The sequence below is a fragment of the Candidatus Poriferisodalis multihospitum genome, assembly GCF_028283155.1.
In the GTDB taxonomy this organism is placed as follows: Bacteria; Actinomycetota; Acidimicrobiia; order Acidimicrobiales; family Poriferisodalaceae; genus Poriferisodalis; species Poriferisodalis multihospitum.
The window spans coordinates 20,014-42,951 of sequence record NZ_JAPYOK010000031.1 but is presented as its reverse complement, the minus strand read 5'-3'; the positions used below and the strand labels follow the sequence as shown (position 1 = coordinate 42,951).

Below are 22,938 nucleotides of genomic sequence, written 5' to 3'. Positions count from 1 at the left end.
GCCAATGGTCCAGCGCTCTTGCGTTCCTGCGTCATGGCCATGTCACAGCCTCCCCCGTCATTCAGGTGCGACATCCCTGTGCGCCCATTCTGCCCCACCCCCGAGGCCCGGCGCTCAACGATCAGGCGGACGCTGAAGCTCCCTCGCTGACGCCGGTCATGAGCAGGCCGACACGGTCGGTGGTGGCCTCCGCACGAGGGAGATCGCACATAGCCCGGCCTTCGAAGAGCACGACGACCCGATCCGAGAGCTGCATGGCCTCGTCGAGATCCTCGGTGATGAGCAGGATCGCGGCGCCGGCGGCGCGCTTCTCCAGCAGGCGTTCGTGCACGTACTCCGCTGCGCCAATATCGATCCCGCGGGTCGGCTGGGCCACCACGAGTACATCCGCGTCAGCCGAGAACTCCCGGGCAATGACGACCTTCTGGATGTTGCCGCCCGACAGGTGCGAGGTCTCGGTGCTCAGCGCCGGGGTCTTCACCGTGAAGCGACGCACCAGCTCCCAGCAGCGCTCAGCAATGATGCCGAACTGGAGCAGCCCGCCGCGAGCGAAGGGCGGCTTGTGATAGTCGACGAGCATCAGGTTCTCCGACACGCTCATCTCGCCGACGGCGCCGTGACGCATGCGTTCCTCGGGCACGAACGCCACGCCACGCCGGCGCACCTGCTTCGGCGACGGTGCCGCGATGGTCTCGCCGCGAACCTGCACAGTGCCGGACTCGATGGGTCGCAGGCCGAAGATCGCTTCGGCCAACTCGCGCTGCCCGTTGCCCGACACGCCGGCGATGCCGACGATTTCTCCGCTCGCCACGTGCACGGAAAAGTCGTCGAGCGAGATGTTCCCCCGGTCGCCGCGCACTCGGAGGCGGTCCACTGTCAGACGCTGGTCGCCGGTGTCCTGGTCGGGCACCTCGCGGCCCAGCTTCACCTCCCGCCCGACCATCATCGATGCCAGCCCTTCGCGGGTGGTCTGTGCAGGCGTGGTGCGCCCCACGACCAAGCCGTCTCGCAGCACCGTGATCTGGTCGGAGATGACCATGACCTCAGCCAGCTTGTGGGAGATGAAGATAAGACCGCGACCCTCGTCGGTCAGCGATCGCAGCGTGGCGAACAGATCCTCGACTTCGGGAGGCGTCAGCACCGCCGTCGGCTCATCGAGCACCAAGAGCTGCGCTTCCCGGTAGAGCGCCTTGAGAATCTCCGCCCGTTGGCGCTCGCCGACGGCTAGCTGCCCGGAGAGGGAATCTCGACCGGTGCTCCCTGGATCTTGATCTCGCCCTCGTCGGGCCGGTACAGGCCGTAGAGGATCTTCACCAGCGTGCTCTTGCCGGCGCCATTCTCCCCCAGCAGGGTGTGCACCTCGCCGGGCTGCACGACCAGGTCGACGTTCTCATTCGCGACAACGCCTGGGAAACGCTTGGTGATGCCGGTCATCTCCAGCATCGGCGAAGCCGGGGCCCGGCCTGCTGCCGTGGCCCCGGCTGCCGTGTTGTGTGTTTGCTCGGCCATACGCAGCGTGCTGCCGATCAGACCTGCGAGGCCTGCTCGGCTGGTTCAGCTCGTCCGTGCTGGCCGTTCAATGTGACCTTGCCTACTGGCCGGTCGAGATTGAGCCGTCTGCGATGCCAGCGATGACATCTTCCGCAGCCGCCTGGATGCCGGCATCGAGGCCGTAGCCATCGTTGAACTCGATCACGATGCCGCCGTTGGCAAGCGTGGCGGTCATCACTTCACCGCCGAGCGTGCCGGCCTCGATCTTGTCGATCATCTCGTTGAGCAGCACCTCCCAGTGGTACACCTGCGAGGCCACCACAATGCTCTCGCCGAGCGCCGTCTGGTTGGCCTGCGTGCCGAACCACGCCACGCCGTGCTCGTTGGCAACACCGGTCGCACCCACGACCATCTGCGCCGAGCCGGTCAGCACGTCGGCATCGTTGGAGATGTGGGCCTCGGCGGCTTCGGCTGCCAATGCCACATCGCTGAACGAGTCGGTGTACACGATGTTGGTCGTCACCGACGAGTTCTGTGCCGCTACACCCGCCGCGAAGCCGTCGACGTACAGCTTGGCGTCGCCGACCTCGATCGGACCGATCACGCCGACGACTCCGGTGCCGGTGATCTGGGCTGCAACGGTGCCCGATACGTACCCGCCCTGATCGGAACGGACCGTGTAGGCAAAGACGTTGTCGAGGCCCTTGAAGTCGACGGCGGTGCCCCATGCGAACGAGGTGTCCGGGAAGTCAGGTGCGATCTCCTCGAGCGGACCGCCGTACTGGCTGCCGTGCGCGATCACGAGGTCGAAGCCGTCCTCGGCATAACCCCGGATCGCCGCAGCGGCCTCCTCCACGATGAATGTGCCGTCGGTCACCGCGACTTCGATCTCGCGCGTCTCGCCGACCGCGTTCACTGCATCGACCATGCTCTGCGTGAATGCCAAGTCGTTGCTGGCGCTCGGCGCGACGATGGCAATCCGGATCGGACCTGCGTCTTCCTCTTCGGCGCCGGTGCAGCCCGCAGCGAGCAGCAGTACGACTGCGGCGACCGCTACGAGCTTGGCTGCGAGCGACCTGCGTGTGGTGTTTCTGAACATGTGATCCCTCCCGGATCGGCCGTGTCTCGGGCTCATGCCGGATCTGTTCGCGGCAGTACAGCGCGGCTCGGCGGAGCCCCCAGCCTGCAGGCGATGCTAGGCGACCCCGAATGGGCGCTGTGCTCCCGTGCCCGCACAGCCCTTCGGACCCCATGCGGCTGTCTGGTACGGGGTACGGGCCGTCAATTGTCTCGTTCGAACGGAACCGTCAGAGCGGACGGCGCCCCGATGCGACGGCTGACGAGCACGAGCACCACGATGGTCAGGATCGCGGGCGCCATCGCAGCAATGGTCGAATTGGCGCCGACGATGATGCCGAGCGTCTTGAGCTGCAGCACGGTCGACGACACGACGCCGAACAGCAGCGCCCCAGCCATCACCCCGCTCGAGCGCCAGGCCCCGAAGTACACGAGCGCCACGGCGATGAACCCCTGCCCCGAGGTGAGGTTCTGCTGGAAGATGCCGACATCGAGAGCCAAGGTGCCGCCCGCGAGGCCCGCCATGACGTTGCCGATGATGATGGCCTGTGTACGCACCACGTTGACGCGCACGCCCAGCGTGTCAGCCGCTTCAGGCGTCTCGCCCACGGCCCGCACGTTCAGGCCGAACGTGGTCCGATTCATCGCGAACCACACCACCGGGACCAGGGCGAACGCGACGTAGGTGAGCATGTTGTGGCTGAACAGCAGCTCCCCCACTATCGGCAGGTCCGAGAGCCCGCCCATGTCGAGGCCCCGCAGGCCGTCGATCGGCACCGGGGTGCCGACTTGCTGGCGGAAGAGCAGATCGGTGAAGCCGAGACCGAACAGGAAGATGCCGATACCGCTGATGCCCTGGGTGGCATGCATGACCACCGTGATGAAGGCGTACACGACGCCCATCGCCGCCCCGGCGGCCATGGCCGCAATCACGCCAGCGACGACACTGCCGGTTCGCAGCGCCGTGATGTAGGCGGCATACGCGCCGATGAGCATCACGCCTTCGACGCCCAGATTCAGCACGCCGGCTCGTTGACCGATGGTCTCGCCCAGTGCCGACAGCAGGAATGGCGTTGCCAGCCGGATGCCGGACGCCAGAGTGGCGACGAGCACGCTCACGGTGAAGAAGTCGCTCATGCCCGGCCTCCGTAGCTCGAGACCTCGCCCACCCAGGTCCTCAGCCGGTCACGCAGTCGCAGGCTCCCCACCACGAACACCACCACGACGCCGTTCAGCGCTACCACCAGGGCTGCAGGCACTTGAACTGCCCGTTGCATGTCGCTGCCGCCGGTGAGCATTCCCCCGAACAGGAACGACGCAGGCACCGTGAAGATCGGATGGAGCGCACCGAACAGTGCCGCCACGATGCCGTTGAAGCCGGCGTTCTGTGTGAACGCCGCTGCGCCGCCTTCACCGATGAGCCGGTGCGATTCGCTGCCGAACACCAACACCGCTCCGGCAATACCGCAGCAGGCCCCGCTGAACGCCAGCGCCTGGGTGACGCTCTTCTTGACCGCCATGCCGGCGTATTGAGATGCATCGGGGTTGTGGCCGACAGCCCGCAATCGCATGCCGAGCGCGCTGCGGAACAGCAGGAGGTAGCCCAACACTGCGACCAGGATCGCGATGAGCACGCCGATGTGCAGCCGGGTTCCGCCGGGGAGCAGCGGCAAGTCGGCGTTGGGGCTGAGCCGGCGTGTCTGCTGGATCTTGATGGCGCCAGGCTCGATCAGGAGATCCTGGAGCAGGAAGCTCAGGAAGTGGAACGCAACGAGGTTCATCATGATCGTGGACAAGATCTCGTTGACACCCGCATAGGCCTTGAGCGCACCGGGAATCGCACCCCAGAAGCCGCCGCCGATCGCCCCCGCGACGATCACCATGGGCACGAGCAACACCCGCGGCACGTCGTCGAAGGCCATCGAAGTGACTGTGGCGGTGATCGCGCCCAGGATGATCTGACCTTCGCCGCCGATGTTGATGACGTCGGTGCGGAATGCGATGCAGATGCCGACACCGACGAGGGCAAGTGGCATTGCCCGCACGGCGGTGTCTGCGAGGTTGTCGGCACTGCCGAAGGCGCCCGTGACCAGCTCGCCGTAGGCCACCAAGGGGTTTGCGCCGAAGGAGAGCAGCATGACAGCGCCCACCAGCAGGGCGGCGACCGCAGCGAACGCGGGCACAGCAACGCCCACGAAGGGGCGCATCAGGCGCGCCAGACGGCTGACGGCTAGGTCGTCAGTCGCGTCAGTGTCCTCGGCTCCTGGTGCTACGCGCGCCATCCCCCGTCGCCTTCTGCGTTCCCGCTCGCGATCACGCGAACTTAGAGCGTCAGAAACCCCTCAGTCGGCGTAGAGCACCCGCAGGCCCCGGCTCACGGCCGGTCCGACCACCGTGTTGTGGTTCTCATCCGGGAAGACATCCCACCACACCGACGGGCTGGCCAGCAGGTAGCGAGCAAACATGTCGGGTGCGTTGAACAGCACATGCAGTCCGAACAGCGCCGTGAACGAGTGGCCCACATAGGTCGGCTCGCCGACGTGGTAGCGGTCGTACAGATGCGGCATCACGTCGCCCGCGAGCCACTGGCGGAACGGCTCGGCCTGACCTGTCTCGGCGGCGGGTGCCCGGATGCCGGTCATCGGGGGGGCCTCGGCCGGCGTCACCGTGTAGTCGACAGCCCGCAGATCGAGCATCTCGCGCATGTCGGCGGTGTCGTGCGCGATGCCGGCGACGACGCAGCGCGGCGTCTCCCTGGACATCGACAGGATCCGGGTGGTGTCCACTGCGGTGCCGAACGTCCAGGGTGCGTCACAGCAGACGACGAGCGGGTAGGGGTTGGAGGCGTCGGGCCGGTAGCCCATGGGCAGCGCCACCCACACTTGGTAGCTGCGATCGACATCGCGCCGATGGAGTATGTGCGTTTCGATCGGCCAGGCACCCGAGTCAGCCACGGCCGGGATGCTATTGGCGGCGGCTGATGATCGTCAGGCCGACACAGCGAGCATTCGCCTAGCGCGTCATGCAGACTTCGGGCGTTCGCGCCGTAGCTTCGACCGGGCTGGCGGCACAGAACGTGCGCACGGCCGTTACGCGGGAGTCACATGCCAGTACTGCGATCCCACATCGACACCTCCGCCGAGTGGTTCACCCAGAACTGCGACGACATGCGCGAGCAGCTCGCAGAGCTCGACGAGCTGCAGCAGCAGGCTGCGGCCGGCGGCGGACCGCGGGCTATGGCACGCATGCGCAGCCGCGACAAGATGCCCGTGCGCGAACGCATTGCCATGGTGCTCGACCGCGACTCGCCGTTCTTCGAGATCAGCTCGCTAGCCGGCTACTGCTCGAACTACGCCGTCGGCGGCGGGTTGGTGATGGGGATCGGCGTCGTGAACGGCGTCGAGTGCATGATCGAGGGCAATGACCCCACCGTGCTCGGCGGGGCCATCACGGTGTTCGCGGGCCGCAAGATCATGCGGGCCATCGAGATCTGCCGCGACAATCGCATGCCCTACATCCAGTTCGTGGAGTCGGCGGGCGGCGACCTGCGCGGCGACGACGACCCTGAGCGCCAGATGCTCGAGCAGGAGAGCCACTTCGCCGAATCCGGCCGGCTGTTCTATGACGTGACCGAGCTGTCGAAGATGAAGATCCCCTCGATCTCGGTGGTGTTCGGCAGCTCCACCGCCGGGGGTGCTTACCAGCCCGGCATGAGCGACTACAACATCTTCATCCGCAACCAGTCCAAGGTCTTCCTGGGCGGACCCCCGCTGGTGAAGATGGCCACCGGCGAAGACTCCGACGACGAGACGCTCGGCGGGGCGCAGATGCACGCCGAGATCTCAGGTCTCGCGGACTACCTCGCCGAGGACGAAGCCGATGCGCTGCGCATCTGCCGGGAGGTTGTGGCGCACCTGAACTGGCGAAAGCTGGGCCCGGGTCCCACCATGCCCGCCGATCCACCGGTGCACGATCCCGAGGAGCTCCTCGGGCTGATGCCGCGGGACCTGCAGGCCATGATCGACTGCCGCGAGGTGATCGCCCGCATCACCGACGGCTCCCGCTTCGAGGAGTTCAAGGCCCGCTACGGCACCACGCTCATCTGCGGCTGGGCGTCGGTGCACGGCTTCCCCGTGGGGATCCTGGGCAACAACGGCCCGCTGTTCAGCGACAGCTCAGAGAAGGCCACCCAGTTCATCCAGCTCTGCAACCAGCAGGACATCCCGCTGGTGTTCCTGCAGAACATCACCGGCTACATGGTCGGCAAGGACTTCGAGCAGGGCGGGATCGTCAAGAACGGCTCGAAGATGATCAACGCCGTGTCCAATTCGATGGTGCCCCACATCACGGTCATCCTGGGCAACAGCTATGGCGCGGGGAACTACGGCATGTCGGGTCGGGCGTTCAACACCCGCTTCACCTACCTGTGGCCGACAGCCAAGATCGCGATCATGGGGCCCAAGCAGATCGCGGGCGTCATGTCGATCGTGCGGCGGGGCCAGGCGATGCGCCGTGGCATCGAGTTCGACGAGGAAGCCGACCGCAAGATCACCGAGCAGGTGGAGCACTATCACGAGCTGAAGTCGCTGGCCCCCTACGCCAGTGGGCGCGTCACCGATGACGGCGTCATCGACCCGCGCGATACGCGGGACGTGATCGCGATGTCGCTGTCTGCATGTCACACCAACGTGGTGAAGGGCGCCGACGGGTTCGGCGTCTTCCGGATGTAAGGGCCACTGGGAATGACCGATTCTGAGCTTCGACCGATCCGGCGCCTGCTCGTGGCCAACCGCGGCGAGATCGCCCGCCGGGTGTTCCGCACTGCACATTCGATGGGCATCTCCACAGTTGCCGTCTATGCCGAGGGTGACGCCGAGGCACCGTTCGTTACCGACGCCGACCTGTCCGTGCCGCTCGGCGGCCGCACGGCGGTCGATTCATATCTGTCGATCGACAAGGTGATCGCCGCGGCCGAGAACAGTGCCGCAGATGCCGTGCACCCGGGCTACGGCTTCCTGTCCGAGAACGCCGACTTCGCCCAGGCGGTGATCGACGCCGGGCTGATCTGGGTGGGGCCTGCGCCGACGGCCATTGCGGCCATGGGCGACAAGCTGGCCGCCAAGGAATCGATGACCGCTGCCGGCGTGCCGACGCTGCCGTCGGTGCCGGTGGCTGACTCGATGTCGGGTGATGATCTGATTGCCGCCGGCGCCGAGGTCGGCTACCCCCTGCTGGTCAAGGCATCGGCGGGCGGCGGCGGCAAAGGCATGCGCATCGTCGACGCCCCCGACACCCTCGCCGACGCTGTCGCAGCTGCCCGGCGCGAGGCCGCCGGAGCATTCGGCGACGACACGGTGTTCTTGGAGCGCTACCTGCCTGCGCCGCGCCACGTAGAGATCCAGGTGCTCGGTGACACTCACGGCAACCTCGTGCACTGTTTCGAGCGGGAATGCTCCATCCAGCGGCGCCATCAGAAGGTCATCGAGGAGGCACCGTCTCCCGCCGTGACGCCTGCTCTGCGCGACCGCATGGGCGCCGCGGCCGTCGCGGCCGTTCGCAAGATCGGCTACCACTCGGCTGGCACCGTCGAGTTCCTGCTCGAGGGCAGCGGCGACGACGCCGAGTTCTGGTTCCTCGAGGTCAACACTCGTCTGCAAGTCGAGCATCCGGTCACCGAGGAGATCACGGGCCTCGACCTGGTCCGGGAGCAGATCCGCGTCGCTGCCGGAGAGCCGCTGGGCTATGGCCAGGACGATCTGACCATCCGCGGGCATGCCACCGAAGCTCGCCTGTACGCGGAGGATCCCGCCAGCGGTTTCCTGCCCGCCACCGGCACGGTCGAATTGTGGGCGCCGGCGCGCGATCCGCAGGCGCGTTTCGATTCCGGTATCGAGGTGGGGTCGGTGGTCGGCACCGAGTTCGACCCGATGCTGGCCAAGGTGGTCATGGCGGCACCGACGCGCACAGAGGCCGCGCTCGGACTGGCGTCGGCACTCGACCGCACACGATTGGGTGGCGTGGTCACCAATCGTGACTTCCTGTCGGCGGTGCTGCGCAGCGATGAGTTCTTGGCCGGCGACACCACGACGGATTTCATCGAGCGAACCGGGCTCGCGAGCGACTCGCCGCCGTACCGAGGCCAGTTCCTTCACGCGGCGGCATCGGCGGTGGCGTTGGTCTCGCAGGCTCGCAATCGGTCTCAGGCGACCGCACTGAGCTTCATGAGCTCCGGTTACCGAAACAGCGTGATGCCCGACGAGGTGCTGCCGCTGACAGCGCTCGATCCGTCCGCAGGCGATGCGGATGTGAGCGTGACCTACCGGCGGCAACGAGACGGCAGCTACCGGCTTCGAGTCGCCCCGCTGCGGGCGGACGCGCCGTACGCCCCTCCTGACGACAGCGACGAGGGCGTTCTGCCAGAGGCCAGCGAATTCGTCGTTCGGCCCCACTCGATCCAGATCCACGCCATCGCCGACGACCACATCCGAATCGACGCCGGCGGCGGGGCAACCGACGCACCGCCCGCTGAGGAGTTCGACGCGGAGCTCGATGTCGAGACAGGCAGCATGCGGGGCACCTGGCAGGTCAGCAGGCGCGGCCACAACTGGTACGTGACCGGGCCGCTCACGGGTTCAGCGACTCTGCGGGAACGGTCCCGATTCCCCGATCCCGATGCCGAGGCAGTCGAAGGCGGCTTGGTCGCTCCGATGCCCGGCAAAGTGCTGATGGTCGATGTGCAGCCCGGCGACCGGGTGACCGCCGGCCAGGTGCTGGTGCTGATGGAGGCCATGAAGATGGAACATCAGATCACCGCACCGGCTGACGGCGAGGTGGCCGAAGTTCGGGCCCACGTCGGCGACCAGGTCGACAACGGCGAGCTGCTTGTTGTCATCACGGCCGACCAGTAGCAATCTGACTGGTGATCTGACCTCGGTGCCGGTGACCACGGTGCAATAGCGTCGGCTATCGGATCCTCGAACGAGGGATTCCGGCTTCTCTCCTATGAGCTACGACCTTCACACACTCCGTGGGGACGTCTCGGGCGGTGTCACCGCGGCGGCAGTTTCCATCACGCCCGCTGCGACGTTCGGCGTCGTGTCGGGGCTCGGCGCTGCGAGCGGCATCTACGGCGCGCTCGCCGTGGGCTTGTTTGTGGGCATCTTCGAACGGTCGCGGCCACAGATGGGATCAGTGAGCGCCGTCTTGGCGGTGGCCATGGCTGCGGTCGTGGCCACGCACGCCGAGTCTCCCGCCGAAGCGTTCACGGTCGTGATCCTGGCCGGCGTCATCCAGCTCGTCTTGAGTGTGCTGCGCATCGGCAGTTACGTCACCTATACGCCGTATTCGGTGATCGCCGGATTCACGTCGGGAATCGGCGTGATGATGGTGCTCTCCATGGTCAACACGTTCATGGGGGAACCGGTCAAGATCACCAAGCCCCTGAACGCAATCCAGAAGTGGCCTGACGCGCTGGAAGCGCTGAACGGGAGCGCGTTGATCATCGGCTTGGTTGCGCTGGCCGTCTCATTGCTGTGGCCCAAGCGACTCCGCAGGTTCCTGCCCGCCATGGTTGCAGCGCTGCTGGCCGGCACCCTCCTGAACATCGTCGGGCTGAGCGACGTGCCGACGCTCGAAGGCATTCCGCGGTCCCTGCCCGACCTGCAGCGCCCCGAGCTCTCGCTGAGCTTTTTGGCAGGCGCCGTAGTGCCGGCGCTGACCATCGCCCTGCTCAGCACGGTGCGAGGCCTGCTGGGTGCCTTGGCAGTGGATGCACAGACCCGCACTCAGCTCGACCCCGACAAGGGTTTGCTCGGCACCGGCATCGGCAATGTCGCGTCCGGCCTCATCGGCGGCTTGCCGGGGAGCCCGACCTTCCTCTCGTCGATCCTGGCGTGGCGGATGGGCGCCCGTACCCCGATCTCGCCCATCGTTCGCTCGCTCACGCTCCTGGTGCTCGTGCTGGGATTGGCGCCGCTACTCGCCTACGTGCCGCACGCCGCGCTGGCAGGAATACTGGCCGTAACCGGCTGGCAGCTCATCGACTGGCGGTTCTTGGCGCGGCTTCGGCGTGTGCAGCGCGAGCACCTGCTGATCATGCTGACGACGCTTGGCATCACGATCTTCGTGGACCTAGTGACGGCCGTGGCCGTGGGATTGATCGTGGCGGGCATGATCGGCGCCCGCCAGTTCGAGCGCCTCCAGCTCGACAGCGTCGTCTCGGTGCCCCTGCTCGACCAGATCTTCCTGCACGAGCACAGCGCAGAGTCCTACGGCATCAGCCCGTATTCCGCCCGCACGGGAATTGTGAAGCTGCGCGGCAGCTTCACCGTGGCTTCCTCGAGCAAGCTCATCCGCACCATCGGCGATGACATCGTGGGCCATCAGGTGGTGATTCTGGACTTCTCCGAAACTGAACACATCGACGACAGCGCCGCGCTGGTCATCGAACAGCTCATCGACACAGCGACGGAAAACGAGGTCCGCTGCATCGTGCTGGCGCTCGACGGCGCACCCGCTGCCACGCTCACGTCGCTGAATGCACTGCGTCGCATCCCGTCCGAGCATCTGGTCGGAACGCTCGACGAAGCCCAGGACATCACACGGCGCTTGCTCGTCGACGAACCAGATCGCGAACGCCCTCCCCCGTTGGCCGAACCCGAGTAGGCAAGGCCGTCAGGGGCTACCAGCCGATTCTGCGATCAGAACTCATGCGCCCACGACCATCCTGAGGTCGCGGTCGCTGAAGTAGGCGCATTGCGAGACAAGGTCGCCGTCCTTCGCCCCGGCTTTGCCGATCTCGACGTAGTCGCTCGTGATCTGCCGGTAGGGGAACAGTCCCTCCCCGTACTGCTCGCTGGGGAAGTGGAGGGTCTGCGCCCGGTTCATGTCGTAGCGCGACGCCGCGTCGATGAAGCGCATTGCGTACGCAGCGCGACGCGGGAGTTCGCCCTCGCCGAGCACGATGCTGCGGTGCACGACGTTCTTGGTGAACAGCAGCGCATCGCCGGGAGCAAAGTCGTATTCGACCATGTGGACATTACAGAGCTCGTCCATCACCGGGGAATTCAGTAGCTCGTTCCTGAGATCGCGGTATTCCTGCGGGCTCGTCCTTCTCCCGGCCCGCTCCCTGGCCCTGATCACCTCGACGAGTGCCAAGTCCGTCGTGTGGACGAATTCGGCCGACAGCACATGGAGCGGAACGCAAGCGATGCCGCCGCGCTGGCCGTTCGTGTCGATGGGGTGCAGCGGCGCCCAGAGCGTGCACCCGAAGTCTTCGGCGTAGTGGAGTCCGAACGTCGACACGCCGGCGTGCCACGGCAACCCCTTGTCAACGCTCTTGGAGATCTCGAAGGACAAGTCGTAGGTGAGAAAGAGGTCGCGCCCGGCCAGCTCCGTCAAGCCCCGCTGGAAGTAGGGACGCTGGATCAGTCCGAAGACTTCCTTCTTGTCGGTCGCCAGGAAGTGCTGCATGTTGCTGAACCGGCGGCCCGGCTTGGGCGGGGGAGCATCGCCGGCGCCGCGGCTCGATTCGGCGTCGACCTGATCGAGCAGCATGTCGACCACGCTGGAGTTCAGGAATCCTTCGAGCTTGACGAAGCCGTCCCGCGAGAACTGCTCTTTCTGCGCACTGGTGATGCCGAAGTCGTTGTCGAAGGGATGATCGGTCATCCGGCCATAGTAATAAGAACAACTACATATCGGCATCTTCGCTCAACACAGCGATCGCCGACTGACGGCAGCCGCCGGGGGATCAAGTGCCCTTCACCCGGTGTCGCGCGGCGGGGCTACTGTCGGCGGCGCGATGGGACGGCAGGGAACCGTCCAGCGAACGGAAGGAACCCGCATGGCTGCAGCAGAGGTACACCGGCCTGGACGGCTCGGCGACCCGGATATGACGCTCGGCACCGATCCGCGCGCTGATCCGCGCATGGTGGCCGTGCTGGCAGCAATGGGTCTCGACGGGCACGGCGAGCCTGCGACGGCCACCGCGGACTCGTCGATGGAGGAGCTGTACGCCTGGGTCGATGAGGCCGAGCCAGGCTTCGAGATGCTCTTCGACGCGCTCTTCGCCGATCTGACGCCCCCCGACGGCGTGGTGGCGAGCACTGAAGTCATCAGCGGGGTCGACGACAACGACATCACGCTGTTCATCCACCGCCCGGCGAAGGCCGACGGCCCAATGCCGTGCGTGTACCACATCCACGGCGGCGGCATGGTGCTGCTGTCGGCGGCCGGCATGTCGTTTGTCGCGTGGCGGAATGAACTGGCGTCGCGGGGGCTAGTCGCGGTGGGCGTGGAGTTCCGCAACGGCGGCGGCAAGCTCGGCAAGCACCCATTCCCGGCCGGTCTGAACGACTGCGCGTCGGGCCTGCAGTGGGTGGCCGCCAACAAGGACGCCCTCGGCGTTTCCACGATCACCGTCTCGGGCGAGTCGGGCGGCGGGAATCTGTCGCTGGCCACCACGCTGAAGGCCAAGCGAGAGGGGTATCTCGACATCATCGACGGAGTGTTTGCGCAGTGTCCCTATATCTCGGGGGCCTATGCCGACCCGCCTGCGGATCTGCCGTCGTTGACTGAGAACAACCAGTACTTCCTGGACTGCGAGAACATGGGCGGCATCGCCAAGGCGTACGACCTGGGCGGACCAGACCGGACCAACCCGCTGGCCTGGCCGCTGCACGCCACGGCCGACGATCTCGCCGGCCTGCCGCCGCACGTCATCTCGGTGAACGAGCTGGACCCGCTGCGCGACGAGGGCCTCGCCTACTACCACAAGCTGCTTGCGGCCGGCAACAGCGCGCAGGCCCGAACGATCAACGGCACCTGCCACGCAGGCGATGTCATCTTCCGCACCGCCATGCCCGAGGTGTACGGGGCGACCGCTGCCGCACTGCGCGACTTCGCCTGCTCGGTGTAACGGCCGTCGAGCTTCGCCCCCGGGTCTCCATGGCCGCATCTGCATCAGGCGAGGGCATCACCTACGAACCGGACGAGAAGTGCTCGTTTGCGCTGTCGTTGGGGATGGGCATCCAGGGCGTCGTAATCGCCCTTGCACCCACGGTGCTGACCATGTCGCTGTTCGTGCAGTCGACGAGTCTCAGCGCCCGCCAGGCGACGTGGGCAGTGATGGCGGCGATCCTCGTCTGCGGCATCGCGACCGTGATCTCAGCCGCCCGTCTCGGACCGCTCGGCGGCGGTCACAACGTGCTGATGGCCACCTCGCCGAGCTACTTGGCTGTTGCGATCCTGGCGGTGAACAGTGCCGGACCGCAGACGCTGGCGTCCCTGGTTGTCGTGACCGCCTTGTTCCAGATCGCCTTGGCCAAGTGGCTGCATCGCCTGAGCCGGATCATCACGCCCACGGTTTCGGGTGTGGTCATCATGCTGATCGCGATCGGGGTCATGCAGGTTGTCGTCGAGCGCGTCGGCACGACATCCCCGGACGCCCCGGCCATCGCGGCGCCTGTCGTCGCGCTTATCGCAGTTCTGGTTGCGGCGATGCTGGCATTGCGTGCCAAGGGGCTTCTCCGGCTGTGGTCGCCGATCATTGCAATCGTCGCTGCGGCCATTGCTGCCGGCCTGTTCGGGTTGTATGACTCTGCAGACGTCGGCACCGCTGCGTGGTTCGCAGTGCCGGAGCCGGAGTTTCCCGGGCTCGACCTGACCCCCGGCGCCGAGTTCTGGGCGCTGCTGCCGCTGTTCGTGGTCGTCTCGCTGGCCGTCACCATCAAGGCGATGACCACCGGCGTCGTGATCCAGCGGGTGTCACTGCGGAACCCAGGCGCGGCCGACTACCGCCTCGTGCAGGGCACGGTCAACACCGTGGGCGTGGGCTCGCTCGTCGGCGGGCTGGCAGGAACGCTGTCCATCGGAACCATGGATGCAACGTCGATCTCCTTCGCACAGTTCACCGGCGTGGCCTCTCGCAGGGTCGGGTACTGCATCGGTGCCATCCTCATCGCTCTGGTGCTGACACCGAAGCTGACCGCCGTCCTGCTGACCGTTCCCGGTGCGGTGGCTTCGGGCTACTTGCTCATCATCATGGGGCTGCTGTTCGTGGAGGGGCTCCGCTCCGTGCTGTAGGACGGCCTCCAACCCCAGAAAGCCGTAGTGATCGGAGTCGCCGTCGCGGTCGGCGTAGGGCTGCAGGGCTCTGATGTGATCGGCACTGTCATCGGCGGCGCCTGGGGGACGCTGCTCAGCAACGGCATGATGGTCGGCACGCTGATCGCGATCTCGCTGACGGTTTACATCGAGTCGAGCGGCCGGAAGCGTCGCCGCCTTGAAACGGCATTGAACGCAGAGGCACTGCCGCAGGTCGACAGCTTCCTGGTCGAGATCGCGGAGGGTTCGGGCTGGGATGAGGTGGCGGCGAACCGGCTCAGGCTGGTGGGCGAGGAATCGCTGCTGAGCCTCATGGAGGAGAGCGAGTCCGGCGAGGACCGGTCTCGGTCACGGTTGGTCGTCATTGCACGGCCGTCGGCGACCAGCATCGAACCGCAACTGCGCACGTCAGCCGATGCCCAGAATCTCGAAGACCGACTCACGTTTGTGAGTGAGCGTGCCCCTGCAACCGAAGAGCACACGATTTCGCTACGCCTACTGCGTCACTTCGCCTCGACGGTGCGCCACCGGAAGTACTCGGGCATCGACATCGTGACCGTCGAAGTCGAGCGGGTGCCGTGAAGACCCTGCTTGTCGCCTCCGCTTTGGTTCTGGGCGCAGTCGCATGCGGGCAGGAACCATCCGCAACCGGCTGGCCGTTCGTCGGATCTGATCAGGCGCACACCAAGTACTCCACCGCCGATCAGATCACGGTCGACAACGTCGGCAAGTTGGAGATCGCCTGGACGTGGGAACCCGGCGAGAGACCGCTCCCCGAATACGAGACGCGGCCGGGTCCGTTCCAGGCCACTCCGGTCATGGTCGATGGCGTTCTCTACCTGTCCACGATGTACACGCGGGTGGCGGCCCTCGATGCCGAGACGGGCGCTGAACTCTGGACGTTCGATCCGAAGGCCTACGAGGGCGGACCGGTCGGCGCCGGGCCGACCGGGTTCAAGCATCGCGGCATCGCCTACTGGAGCGACGGGGACAGCGAACGCATCTTCCTCAATAGCCGCGACCGGCTGTATGCGATCGACGCCGCAACTGGTGATCTGGACGCCGACTTCGGCGTCGGTGGCAGCGCTGTGCTGACCGAGGGACACGGCCGTGAGGTCACGCGCTTCGAGTTCGACCAGACGTCTCCCCCGGTGGTGTTCGAAGATCTCGTGATCGTCGGGAGCCGGGTACCCGACGGAGTGCAGCGCGAGTTCGATCCGCCCGGCACAGTGCAGGCATTCGACGTGCGGACCGGTGAGCGGCGCTGGGTGTTTTTCACCGTCCCGCAGTCGAGCGACGACCTCGGGGCGGACACCTGGGAGGACGAGTCGTGGCGTTACACCGGCCACGCCAACGTGTGGGGGCTGATGTCGCTCGATGCCGAGCGGGGGCTGCTGTACGTGCCGACGAGCACGCCGAGCAGCGACTACTGGGGAGGTCGTCGCAAGGGGGCGAACCTGTTCGCCGAGTCGCTGGTGGCACTCGATGCGCGCACCGGCGAACGGCAGTGGCACTTCCAAACAGTGCATCACGGGGTGTGGGACTACGACCTCTCTGCCGCACCGAACCTGGTGACGATCACCGTGGACGGGCGCGAGATCGACGCCGTGGCGCAGGTCTCCAAGCAGGGGTTCACCTACGTGTTCGACCGGGAGACCGGCGAGCCCGTGTGGCCGATCACCGAACGCGCGGTCGACACCTTCACCGATGTCCCCGGCGAAGTGCTGTATCCCACCCAGCCGTTCCCATCGAAGCCCCCGCCGTTCGCTCACCAGGGTGCGTCGCTGGACGATGCGAACGATCTGACGCCGGAGATCCACGCGCTCGCGGTGGCCGAGATGCAGCGGTTCCGGCTGGGTCCGCTGTTCACCCCGCCGAGCCTGCAGGGGACCCTGCAGCGCCCGGGCGGCAGCGGTGGCGCGAACTGGGGAGGAGCAGCGTTCGACCCCGATACCGGGATGCTGTACGTACGCACATCCGAAGACGCCGACACCAACCAGGTCTGCGAGAACCGAGGCGACGACCCCCGTGTCGACGCCGCCTACAGCAACAACTGCCCCTACGGCGCCATTCGCGTCATGTTCGCCGAAGCCGGCGGGCCGGGCGCTGTGGAGACGCCCGAAAGCGGGCTCGGCCCGATCCCGCTCACCAAGCCGCCCTGGGCGCATCTGGTGGCAATCGACCTCGACGAGGGCGAGATCGCATGGAAGGTGCCCTTCGGCGAAGGCAGTGACGAGATCCGCAACCACCCGCTGCTCGATGGCGTCGAGCTGCCGGAGCGGCTGGGCAGGGTCGGCAATCCCGGGCCGCTGGCAACCGGGGGCGGACTGGTCTTCGTGGGCGGCGGCGAGCCGTACCTCTACGCATTCGACAGTGCGACAGGCGACGAGCTCTGGCGTGGCGCAACGCCGTTCCCGACCAGCGCGAACCCGATGACCTACACGACGCAATCAGGACAGCAGCTCGTCGTCATCGCCACCGGCCGAGGCACAGATGCCGCGCTCGTCGCCTTCGCATTACCCCAGCAGTGAGGTCGGGCCGGAGCCGAGCGCAGTCGTGTCCTACAGGCCGAGGACTCGGGCGGCGTTGTCGCGCAGGTACTTGCGCTCGATGTGCGGCGGCAGTTTCCACCTAGCCACGATGCGTCGCAGGTCGGTGAGCGGGCCGCAGTTGGGATACACGCTGCCGAACAGGATCTGGTCGGGAAGCTGGCGGGTCAGCGCGGTCACGTAATCCTCCGAGCCGGGGAACCCGTAGTGGACGTATTGGCCGGGCACGGTGACAACATTGGGCTGCTTGTAGAGCACGCCGAGCGTCTCGCGGACGTACGGCCAACCGCCGTGCTGGATCGAGATGGTGAGGCCGGGAAAGTCGGTGGCGACGTGGTCGGCGTATTCCGGGCGGCAGTCGTCTTGGTACGGCCCGAGCAGGCAGCTCATGGTGGTGGACACGATCAGCCCGAGGCGCTGCGCCTCCTCGTAGATCGGGTAGAGGTCGCGATCGTTGAACCGGCGGCTGATCTGGGCGGTGGACGGATCGACTGTGACGCCGCGCATGCCCTGGCGGGCTAGCTCTCCGACGGCCGACACTGCGGCCCCGATGTCGCTGGGCTCGACCGAGCCGAACCCCACGAACCGATCTGGATGTTCCGAGACAATCTGGCGGATCTCGGCCGAGCCGGTGGGGTCCAGCCCGCGGATGTCCGTCGGACCGGGCACGCCGATGACGCCCAGCGCAATGCCGGCCTCATCCATCTCGGTGAACATCAGGTCAACCGACTGGGCCTCGAAACTGGGGCACGGCTCGAGGCCCATCCGCTCGAGGTAGTGGTAGGTGGTCTCGGGCGTCCAGCTGCGCGCCCCGATGGGCCGGAACCGGAAATCGATGACGGCGATGTCCTCGCCGTCACCACCGTCGGCCGGAGGACTCCCGTCGTCGGGCACGGCAGCGATGCTCAGACCGGCGCGTCTGCGGTGATGACGATCTTGCCGAAGAAGCGACGCTCCTCCATGGCCCGATGCGCTTCCACGCCGTCAGGCAGCGGCACCAGCGAATCGATGACGGGCACCAGCTCGCGGGCCTGCACCATCCGCAACAGTTCGTCGAGGTCGCTGCGCTGCCAGCCGTTGGAACCCCGGATGTCCATCTCGGCGGTCCAGATGAACCGCAGGTCGGTCGGCGGGTCGTAGCCCGCGGTCGCTCCGCAGGTGAGCACGCGCCCGCCCTGGCGCACGCAGCGCAGCGAGCGGGCCCAGGTGTCGCCGCCGGTGAAGTTGACCACCACGTCGTAGCCGCCCCCGCCGAACAGGCCGCCGGTCTGCTCCCGGCAGTACCGGGCGATGTCCACCTCGGAGTAGTTGATGGTCTCATCCGCGCCGAGATCGGCGAGGCGCTGGCACTTCTCGTCGGTGCCTGCGGCAGCAATGACCTTGGCACCGCGCATCTTGGAGATCAGCAGGGCACTGGTGCCCACTCCCCCGCTGGCACCCAGGATCAACACAGCGTCGCCGGGGCCGACCTCGCCCCGGGTGATCATCATCCGGTGTGCCGTGCCGTAGGCCACCGGCAGGCACGAAGCGTCCTCGTAGGAGACGTCATCGGGCAGCGGGATCAGCTGGCTCGCTGCCACCACGACGTACTCGGCGTACGCACCCCACAGCGTGTCGCCGATCATCGAAAACTTGCCGGTGCCCCTGTCCCACCGCACGGGGTCCACGAGCACCCGGTCGCCCACCGACCACCCCTCGACATCGGGACCGAGTTCGGCAACCTGCCCGGCGGCATCGCAGCCGGGAATGCCCGGCAGCGGCACCTTGATGCCGGGCATGCCCCGGCGGGTGAATACGTCGTGGTAGTTGAGCGAACAGGCCCGCACCGCAATCCGGGCTTCGCCGGGTTGCAGCTCGGGCGTGTCGATATCGCGATACGCCAGCACGTCGATGTCGCCGTGCTCGTCGAAGACGATTGCCTTCATCACTCAGCCCCCATGTCGCTGGCCGTCATCTCTATCTCAGGCCGCGGCGGCCCGATCCCGTTCAACCGAAGCGTCCATTGCAGCGAGGACATCGCCGCGCAGCGCGCGCACCGTGCCGGCGTACGCGCCGGCGTCGAGCGTTTCCGCCAGCTCCGCAGCAACCTCGAGCGCTCTGTCGACCACGGCATCGGGGCTGACGGCTTCGTCCAGGTAGCCAGCTTCGACCGCCCCGTTACCGTCCAGCAGGCGTGCATTGGCCACGCAGCGCTGCAGGTGGCGGCGCGACAGGCGTTCCTTGGAAATGGTCATGGCCCAGTCGGGCAGCGTCAGCGCGATCGCTACCTCGTTCAAGCCGATCTTGACCTGTGCGTCGGGTCCGACACGGTGGTCGCACCCGAGCAGCAGCAAGGCTCCGGCGGCGACCGCGTGGCCGGTGCAGGCCGCCACCACCGGCACCGATGAGCCATAGGCCCTCCGCACCATCGCCCCGCCTGCCGATACGAGCTCGCCGATCGCAGCACGGTCACCGCCGCGGATCACGTTGAGATCGAAGCCCGCGAAGAACGCCCGATCATTGCCAGCGATGACCATCGCCCCGATCTCATCGTCGGCCTCGGCAGTATCGATCTGGGCATCGAGCGCAGCGAGCATCGGCACAGAAAAGGCATTGGCCTTGCCGTCATCCACCCGCACCAGCAGCACGTCGCCGTGCCGCTCTGCCGAAACCGTGCCGTTCCCATTGTCTGCTGTATCGCTCATCGCGCGAATGGTACGGCTGCCAAATGGCACTGTGCTCGGCCTCGTGCCCACACCCGCAACCTCGGCATCGACAACCAGCGTCAGCCTCAGCTCGATGTCATGGGGCTTCTGTTCGGCGCAGCAGCCGCTCTGGTTAGGGTTCGGCCATGGCCACACTTGTTGCTGACGTCGACATGCCTGAGGTCGGCCTCGGAGGCGATGAAGGCGAGGACGAGCGGCGAGAGGCGCTGATCGGGCTCGCTGAGCGCAGCTGGATCGCCCGCACCCCGCTGGGCTACGTCATCACCCGTCACGCTGACGTGACCGCCATGCTGCGCGACAAGCGCTGGTTCAGCGCCATCGGCCTCATCGCCCAGATGCAGGGCGTCGACGACGCCGAATGGAACCGTCGCAGCGGGCAGAACATCCTGGGCATGGAAGGCGACGAGCATCAGCGGCTGCGCCGGCTCGTCGGGCCGGCCTTCACTCCGAAGGCGGCCGAACGGCTGCGCCCCTTCATGGCTGAGGTCATCGACGAACTGCTCGACCCGCTGTGTGCTCGCGGGCACGGCGATTTCGTCACCGAGGTCTGCGAGCCGTACCCCATCCCGATCATCTGCGAGCTGCTGGGCGCTCCCCGCGACGACTGGGAGCTGTTCAGCCGCCTCGCCACCGACATCTTCCGGGTGTTCAACGGCAACCTGGCACGCGACCTGCACACGATCATGGCCGCGCAAGACGAGATGGGCGCCTACATGTCCAAGCTCATCGCCGAGCGACGAGCCGAGCCTCGCGACGACCTGCTCTCGGACCTGATCGCCGCTGAAGAGGAAGGCGACCGGCTGACCACCGAGGAGATGCAGTCGCTTGCCAACGCCGTGCTGCTCGCCGGCACCGACACCACGCGCAATCAGCTCGCCTGCGCTGTGGAGCTGTTCGCTCGCTGCCCGGACCAGCTCCGGTTGCTGCGCGACGAGCCGTCGCTCGCACCCCAGGCTGCCGAAGAAGTCATGCGACACTTCGGCGCCATCCGGGGCACCGCCCGCTACGCCAGCGAGAGCCTCGTGTACCGCGACATCGAGTTCCCGGCCAGCACGCTGATCTTCCCCAGCTTCACCGCCGCCAACCATGACGAGACGCAGTTCGAACAGCCGATGCGTTTCGATATCACGCGCCGGTCGAATGCGCCGCACATGACGTTCGGCAGCGGCATCCACTACTGCCTCGGCGCGTTCCTGGCACGGGCCGAGCTGCAAGAGGCACTCAAAGCCGTCGCGAAGCGAATGCCGGATTTGCGTCTCGACGGCGACGTGGAATGGAAGCCGGTGTCCAACGGCATCTGGGGGCCATCAACGCTGCCGATCAGGTTCACGCCGGGGCACTGAGCCTCGCCGAGAGCCGCAGATGGGCCGCCTGCCCGACGTCTTCGGGGTTGCGCCGAGCCGGATTGCAGCAAGCCCAAGCGGATCTGGTGACAGCGCTGTTCCGCCCTCCGCCCCCGCCGCTGCCGTCGCGGACAGCACCTCGCGAGAGAAGGTGCGATGGGGCCGGGTGGTGCTGGTGGCTCTCTCCGGGGTCGTGTCGCACGTCTTCGGGCGGGCCACTGTGGGGCTGCTGGTGCCCGCAATGGCAGACGATCTCGAGCTCAACGACACGCTGATCGGCGCGCTCGGCTCGGCCAATATGGGCGCCTACTTCGCCGGCGTGGTCATCGTCACGTTCACTGCCGGTCGGATAGAGCCGTTCACCTTGCTGCGCGCCGGCATCGTCACGTCCACCTTGGGCCTCGCGGTGATCGGCACTGCGTCGAGCCCGGCAGCCGTCGTGATCGGCACCGCGCTCGCCGGGCTGGGCGGCGGCGGAATCTGGCTCACCGCGCCGGTCATCGCCAGCGAGGGCGTGCCAGCGTCTCGCCGTGGAGCTGCGCTGGGGACACTCACCGCCACCATGGGTGCCGCCCTGATCGGCGTACCCATCGCCACGACTGTCTGGCGCCGCTTGGTAGGTGACGATGCGCTCTGGCGCCCTATCTGGCTGGCCCAAGCGGCGCTCTCAGTCGTGCTGTTGCTGGCGCTGTGGCTGCTGGTTCGGGCACGGCGCACCGAGCGGGTCGCGGCCATCGGCGGACTGGGAGCGCTGCGGCAGATCCACGGCTGGAAGCGAGCCGTCGCGGCATACGTCGGGTTCGCCTACATGACGTCCTCGTTTGCGAACTTCTTGGGCCGGGCGCTCGAGAGTGATCACGACTTCAGCCGCACGGCTGCAACGCTCGCTTTCTCGGTGATGGGTGCGGGCTCGATCGTGGGCGCGCTCGCGTTCGGACGTCTCAGCGACCGGATCGGACGACCCGCGACCATGGCGACAGTCATGGCCCTCAGCGCCGTGGCCGGCGCCATCTTGGCGGCGCGGATCCCCAGCGGCGCGATCGTCGTCATCGCCTTCCTGATCTTCGGCGGCGCGTCATTCTCGTTCCCATCGCTCACCGCCACGTTCGTCAGCGATCACGTCTCGGACCGGACATTCGCGGCCGTCCTCGGGACAATGACGATGTTCTACGGCCCTGCTGCGGTAATCGGCCCGGCCGCGAGCGGCTGGCTCGCCGACCGAACCGGCAACTTCAGCGCGACGTACTGGGCTATCGCTGCGATAGCTCTCACGTCGGGAATCTGTATGGCGACGATGCGTCGAAGGGATGGTGTGGCGCCGCAGGCAGCGCCGCTGAACTGAGCGTCAGCTCAGCTCATCAGCTGCTTTTTCATGGCAGCAGCGGTTGCCAGCTTGAGGGAGCGGCTCGGACCGATCTCGATGGACTCGCCGGTCTGGGGGTTGCGACCCATGCGGGCACCGCGCTCTGACATGGAAAAGGTGCCGAATCCCGGCCAGGTCACCTTGCCGCCGGCCTTGACTTCCGCCGCCACGAGATCAAAGAACGCCGACAGCGTCTGCTCCGCGTCGCTTGCGGTCACGCCTGCCTTGTCGGCTACCGCCCTGATGGTCTCTGCCTTGTTCGCCACGATCGGGTTCCTCTCCTGAAGTGACTTGGGGCTACACAT

20 protein-coding genes are annotated in these 22,938 nt (G+C 66.8%); 9 read left to right on the top strand and 11 right to left on the bottom strand.

The genetic code is table 11. The features are described from left to right. Positions 1–121: 121 nt before the first annotated feature. From VI480_RS02330 to VI480_RS02305, 6 genes are all read right to left on the bottom strand, one after another. On the bottom strand, positions 122–1,162 hold the full coding sequence (locus VI480_RS02330) for an ABC transporter ATP-binding protein (RefSeq protein ID WP_323671202.1): 1,041 nt from the start codon (positions 1,160–1,162) through the stop codon (positions 122–124). Between the two features lie 62 nt (positions 1,163–1,224). Then, positions 1,225–1,509 carry an ATP-binding cassette domain-containing protein gene (locus VI480_RS02325; protein ID WP_323671201.1) on the bottom strand — a complete coding sequence of 95 codons (285 nt, stop codon included), beginning with the start codon at positions 1,507–1,509 and terminating at the stop codon, positions 1,225–1,227. 82 nt (positions 1,510–1,591) lie between these two features. After that, positions 1,592–2,590: a BMP family protein gene (locus VI480_RS02320; protein WP_323671200.1), complete on the bottom strand. Its 999-nt coding sequence runs from the start codon at positions 2,588–2,590 to the stop codon at positions 1,592–1,594. Positions 2,591–2,772: 182 nt separating this feature from the next. Continuing rightward, entirely contained in the window at positions 2,773–3,705 is a 933-nt protein-coding gene (locus VI480_RS02315; protein WP_323671199.1) for an ABC transporter permease, read from the bottom strand. Further along, positions 3,702–4,850, bottom strand: coding sequence for an ABC transporter permease (locus tag VI480_RS02310; protein WP_323671198.1), 1,149 nt, complete (start codon positions 4,848–4,850; stop codon positions 3,702–3,704). The genes VI480_RS02315 and VI480_RS02310 overlap by 4 nt, the downstream gene beginning before the upstream one ends. A 60-nt stretch (positions 4,851–4,910) precedes the next feature. Further along, positions 4,911–5,522 (bottom strand): alpha/beta hydrolase, encoded by a 612-nt coding sequence (locus VI480_RS02305; protein WP_323671197.1) that lies wholly within the window; start codon positions 5,520–5,522, stop codon positions 4,911–4,913. 150 nt (positions 5,523–5,672) lie between these two features. On the opposite strand from VI480_RS02305, the gene VI480_RS02300 reads away from it, so the two are divergent. From VI480_RS02300 to VI480_RS02290, 3 genes are all read left to right on the top strand, one after another. After that, a complete protein-coding gene (locus tag VI480_RS02300; RefSeq protein ID WP_323671196.1) occupies positions 5,673–7,298 on the top strand; it encodes an acyl-CoA carboxylase subunit beta in 1,626 nt (541 codons plus the stop codon). 12 nt (positions 7,299–7,310) lie between these two features. Next, positions 7,311–9,476: an acetyl/propionyl/methylcrotonyl-CoA carboxylase subunit alpha gene (locus tag VI480_RS02295; RefSeq protein WP_323671195.1), complete on the top strand. Its 2,166-nt coding sequence runs from the start codon at positions 7,311–7,313 to the stop codon at positions 9,474–9,476. A gap of 94 nt (positions 9,477–9,570) precedes the next feature. Next, complete coding sequence (locus tag VI480_RS02290; RefSeq protein WP_323671194.1) at positions 9,571–11,232, top strand: SulP family inorganic anion transporter; 1,662 nt, start codon at positions 9,571–9,573, stop codon at positions 11,230–11,232. A 42-nt stretch (positions 11,233–11,274) separates the two neighbouring features. Here VI480_RS02290 and VI480_RS02285 read toward each other — a convergent pair whose 3' ends face one another. Continuing rightward, positions 11,275–12,237: a hypothetical protein gene (locus VI480_RS02285; RefSeq protein ID WP_323671193.1), complete on the bottom strand. Its 963-nt coding sequence runs from the start codon at positions 12,235–12,237 to the stop codon at positions 11,275–11,277. A gap of 175 nt (positions 12,238–12,412) precedes the next feature. Here VI480_RS02285 and VI480_RS02280 point away from each other — a divergent pair, with 175 nt between their 5' ends. Genes VI480_RS02280 through VI480_RS02265 form a run of 4 tightly spaced genes read left to right on the top strand, consistent with a single transcriptional unit; the run spans position 12,413 to position 17,204 of the window. After that, positions 12,413–13,486, top strand: coding sequence for an alpha/beta hydrolase fold domain-containing protein (locus VI480_RS02280; protein WP_323671192.1), 1,074 nt, complete (start codon positions 12,413–12,415; stop codon positions 13,484–13,486). A 29-nt stretch (positions 13,487–13,515) separates the two neighbouring features. Continuing rightward, positions 13,516–14,652, top strand: a complete 1,137-nt coding sequence (locus VI480_RS02275) for a solute carrier family 23 protein (protein ID WP_323671191.1) — start codon at positions 13,516–13,518, stop codon at positions 14,650–14,652. Positions 14,653–14,679: 27 nt separating this feature from the next. Continuing rightward, positions 14,680–15,255, top strand: a complete 576-nt coding sequence (locus tag VI480_RS02270; RefSeq protein ID WP_323671190.1) for a hypothetical protein — start codon at positions 14,680–14,682, stop codon at positions 15,253–15,255. Then, positions 15,252–17,204 (top strand): PQQ-binding-like beta-propeller repeat protein, encoded by a 1,953-nt coding sequence (locus VI480_RS02265; RefSeq protein WP_323671189.1) that lies wholly within the window; start codon positions 15,252–15,254, stop codon positions 17,202–17,204. Before VI480_RS02270 ends, VI480_RS02265 begins: the two co-directional genes overlap by 4 nt. Positions 17,205–17,234: 30 nt before the next feature. Here VI480_RS02265 and VI480_RS02260 read toward each other — a convergent pair whose 3' ends face one another. The 3 genes from VI480_RS02260 to VI480_RS02250 are packed head-to-tail and all read right to left on the bottom strand — an operon-like array spanning position 17,235 to position 19,906. After that, positions 17,235–18,116, bottom strand: coding sequence for an amidohydrolase family protein (locus VI480_RS02260; protein WP_323671188.1), 882 nt, complete (start codon positions 18,114–18,116; stop codon positions 17,235–17,237). Between the two features lie 11 nt (positions 18,117–18,127). Continuing rightward, positions 18,128–19,147, bottom strand: a complete 1,020-nt coding sequence (locus VI480_RS02255; protein ID WP_323671187.1) for a zinc-binding dehydrogenase — start codon at positions 19,145–19,147, stop codon at positions 18,128–18,130. Positions 19,148–19,183: 36 nt separating this feature from the next. Next, positions 19,184–19,906 (bottom strand): crotonase/enoyl-CoA hydratase family protein, encoded by a 723-nt coding sequence (locus VI480_RS02250; RefSeq protein ID WP_323671186.1) that lies wholly within the window; start codon positions 19,904–19,906, stop codon positions 19,184–19,186. Positions 19,907–20,052: 146 nt separating this feature from the next. On the opposite strand from VI480_RS02250, the gene VI480_RS02245 reads away from it, so the two are divergent. Continuing rightward, positions 20,053–21,270, top strand: a complete 1,218-nt coding sequence (locus tag VI480_RS02245; protein WP_323671185.1) for a cytochrome P450 — start codon at positions 20,053–20,055, stop codon at positions 21,268–21,270. A gap of 175 nt (positions 21,271–21,445) precedes the next feature. Next, positions 21,446–22,612 (top strand): MFS transporter, encoded by a 1,167-nt coding sequence (locus tag VI480_RS02240; RefSeq protein WP_323671184.1) that lies wholly within the window; start codon positions 21,446–21,448, stop codon positions 22,610–22,612. An 8-nt stretch (positions 22,613–22,620) separates the two neighbouring features. Here the strand turns inward: VI480_RS02240 and VI480_RS02235 are convergent, their stop codons facing one another. Continuing rightward, on the bottom strand, positions 22,621–22,899 hold the full coding sequence (locus tag VI480_RS02235; RefSeq protein ID WP_323671183.1) for an HU family DNA-binding protein: 279 nt from the start codon (positions 22,897–22,899) through the stop codon (positions 22,621–22,623). Between the last annotated feature and the right edge of the window lie 39 nt (positions 22,900–22,938).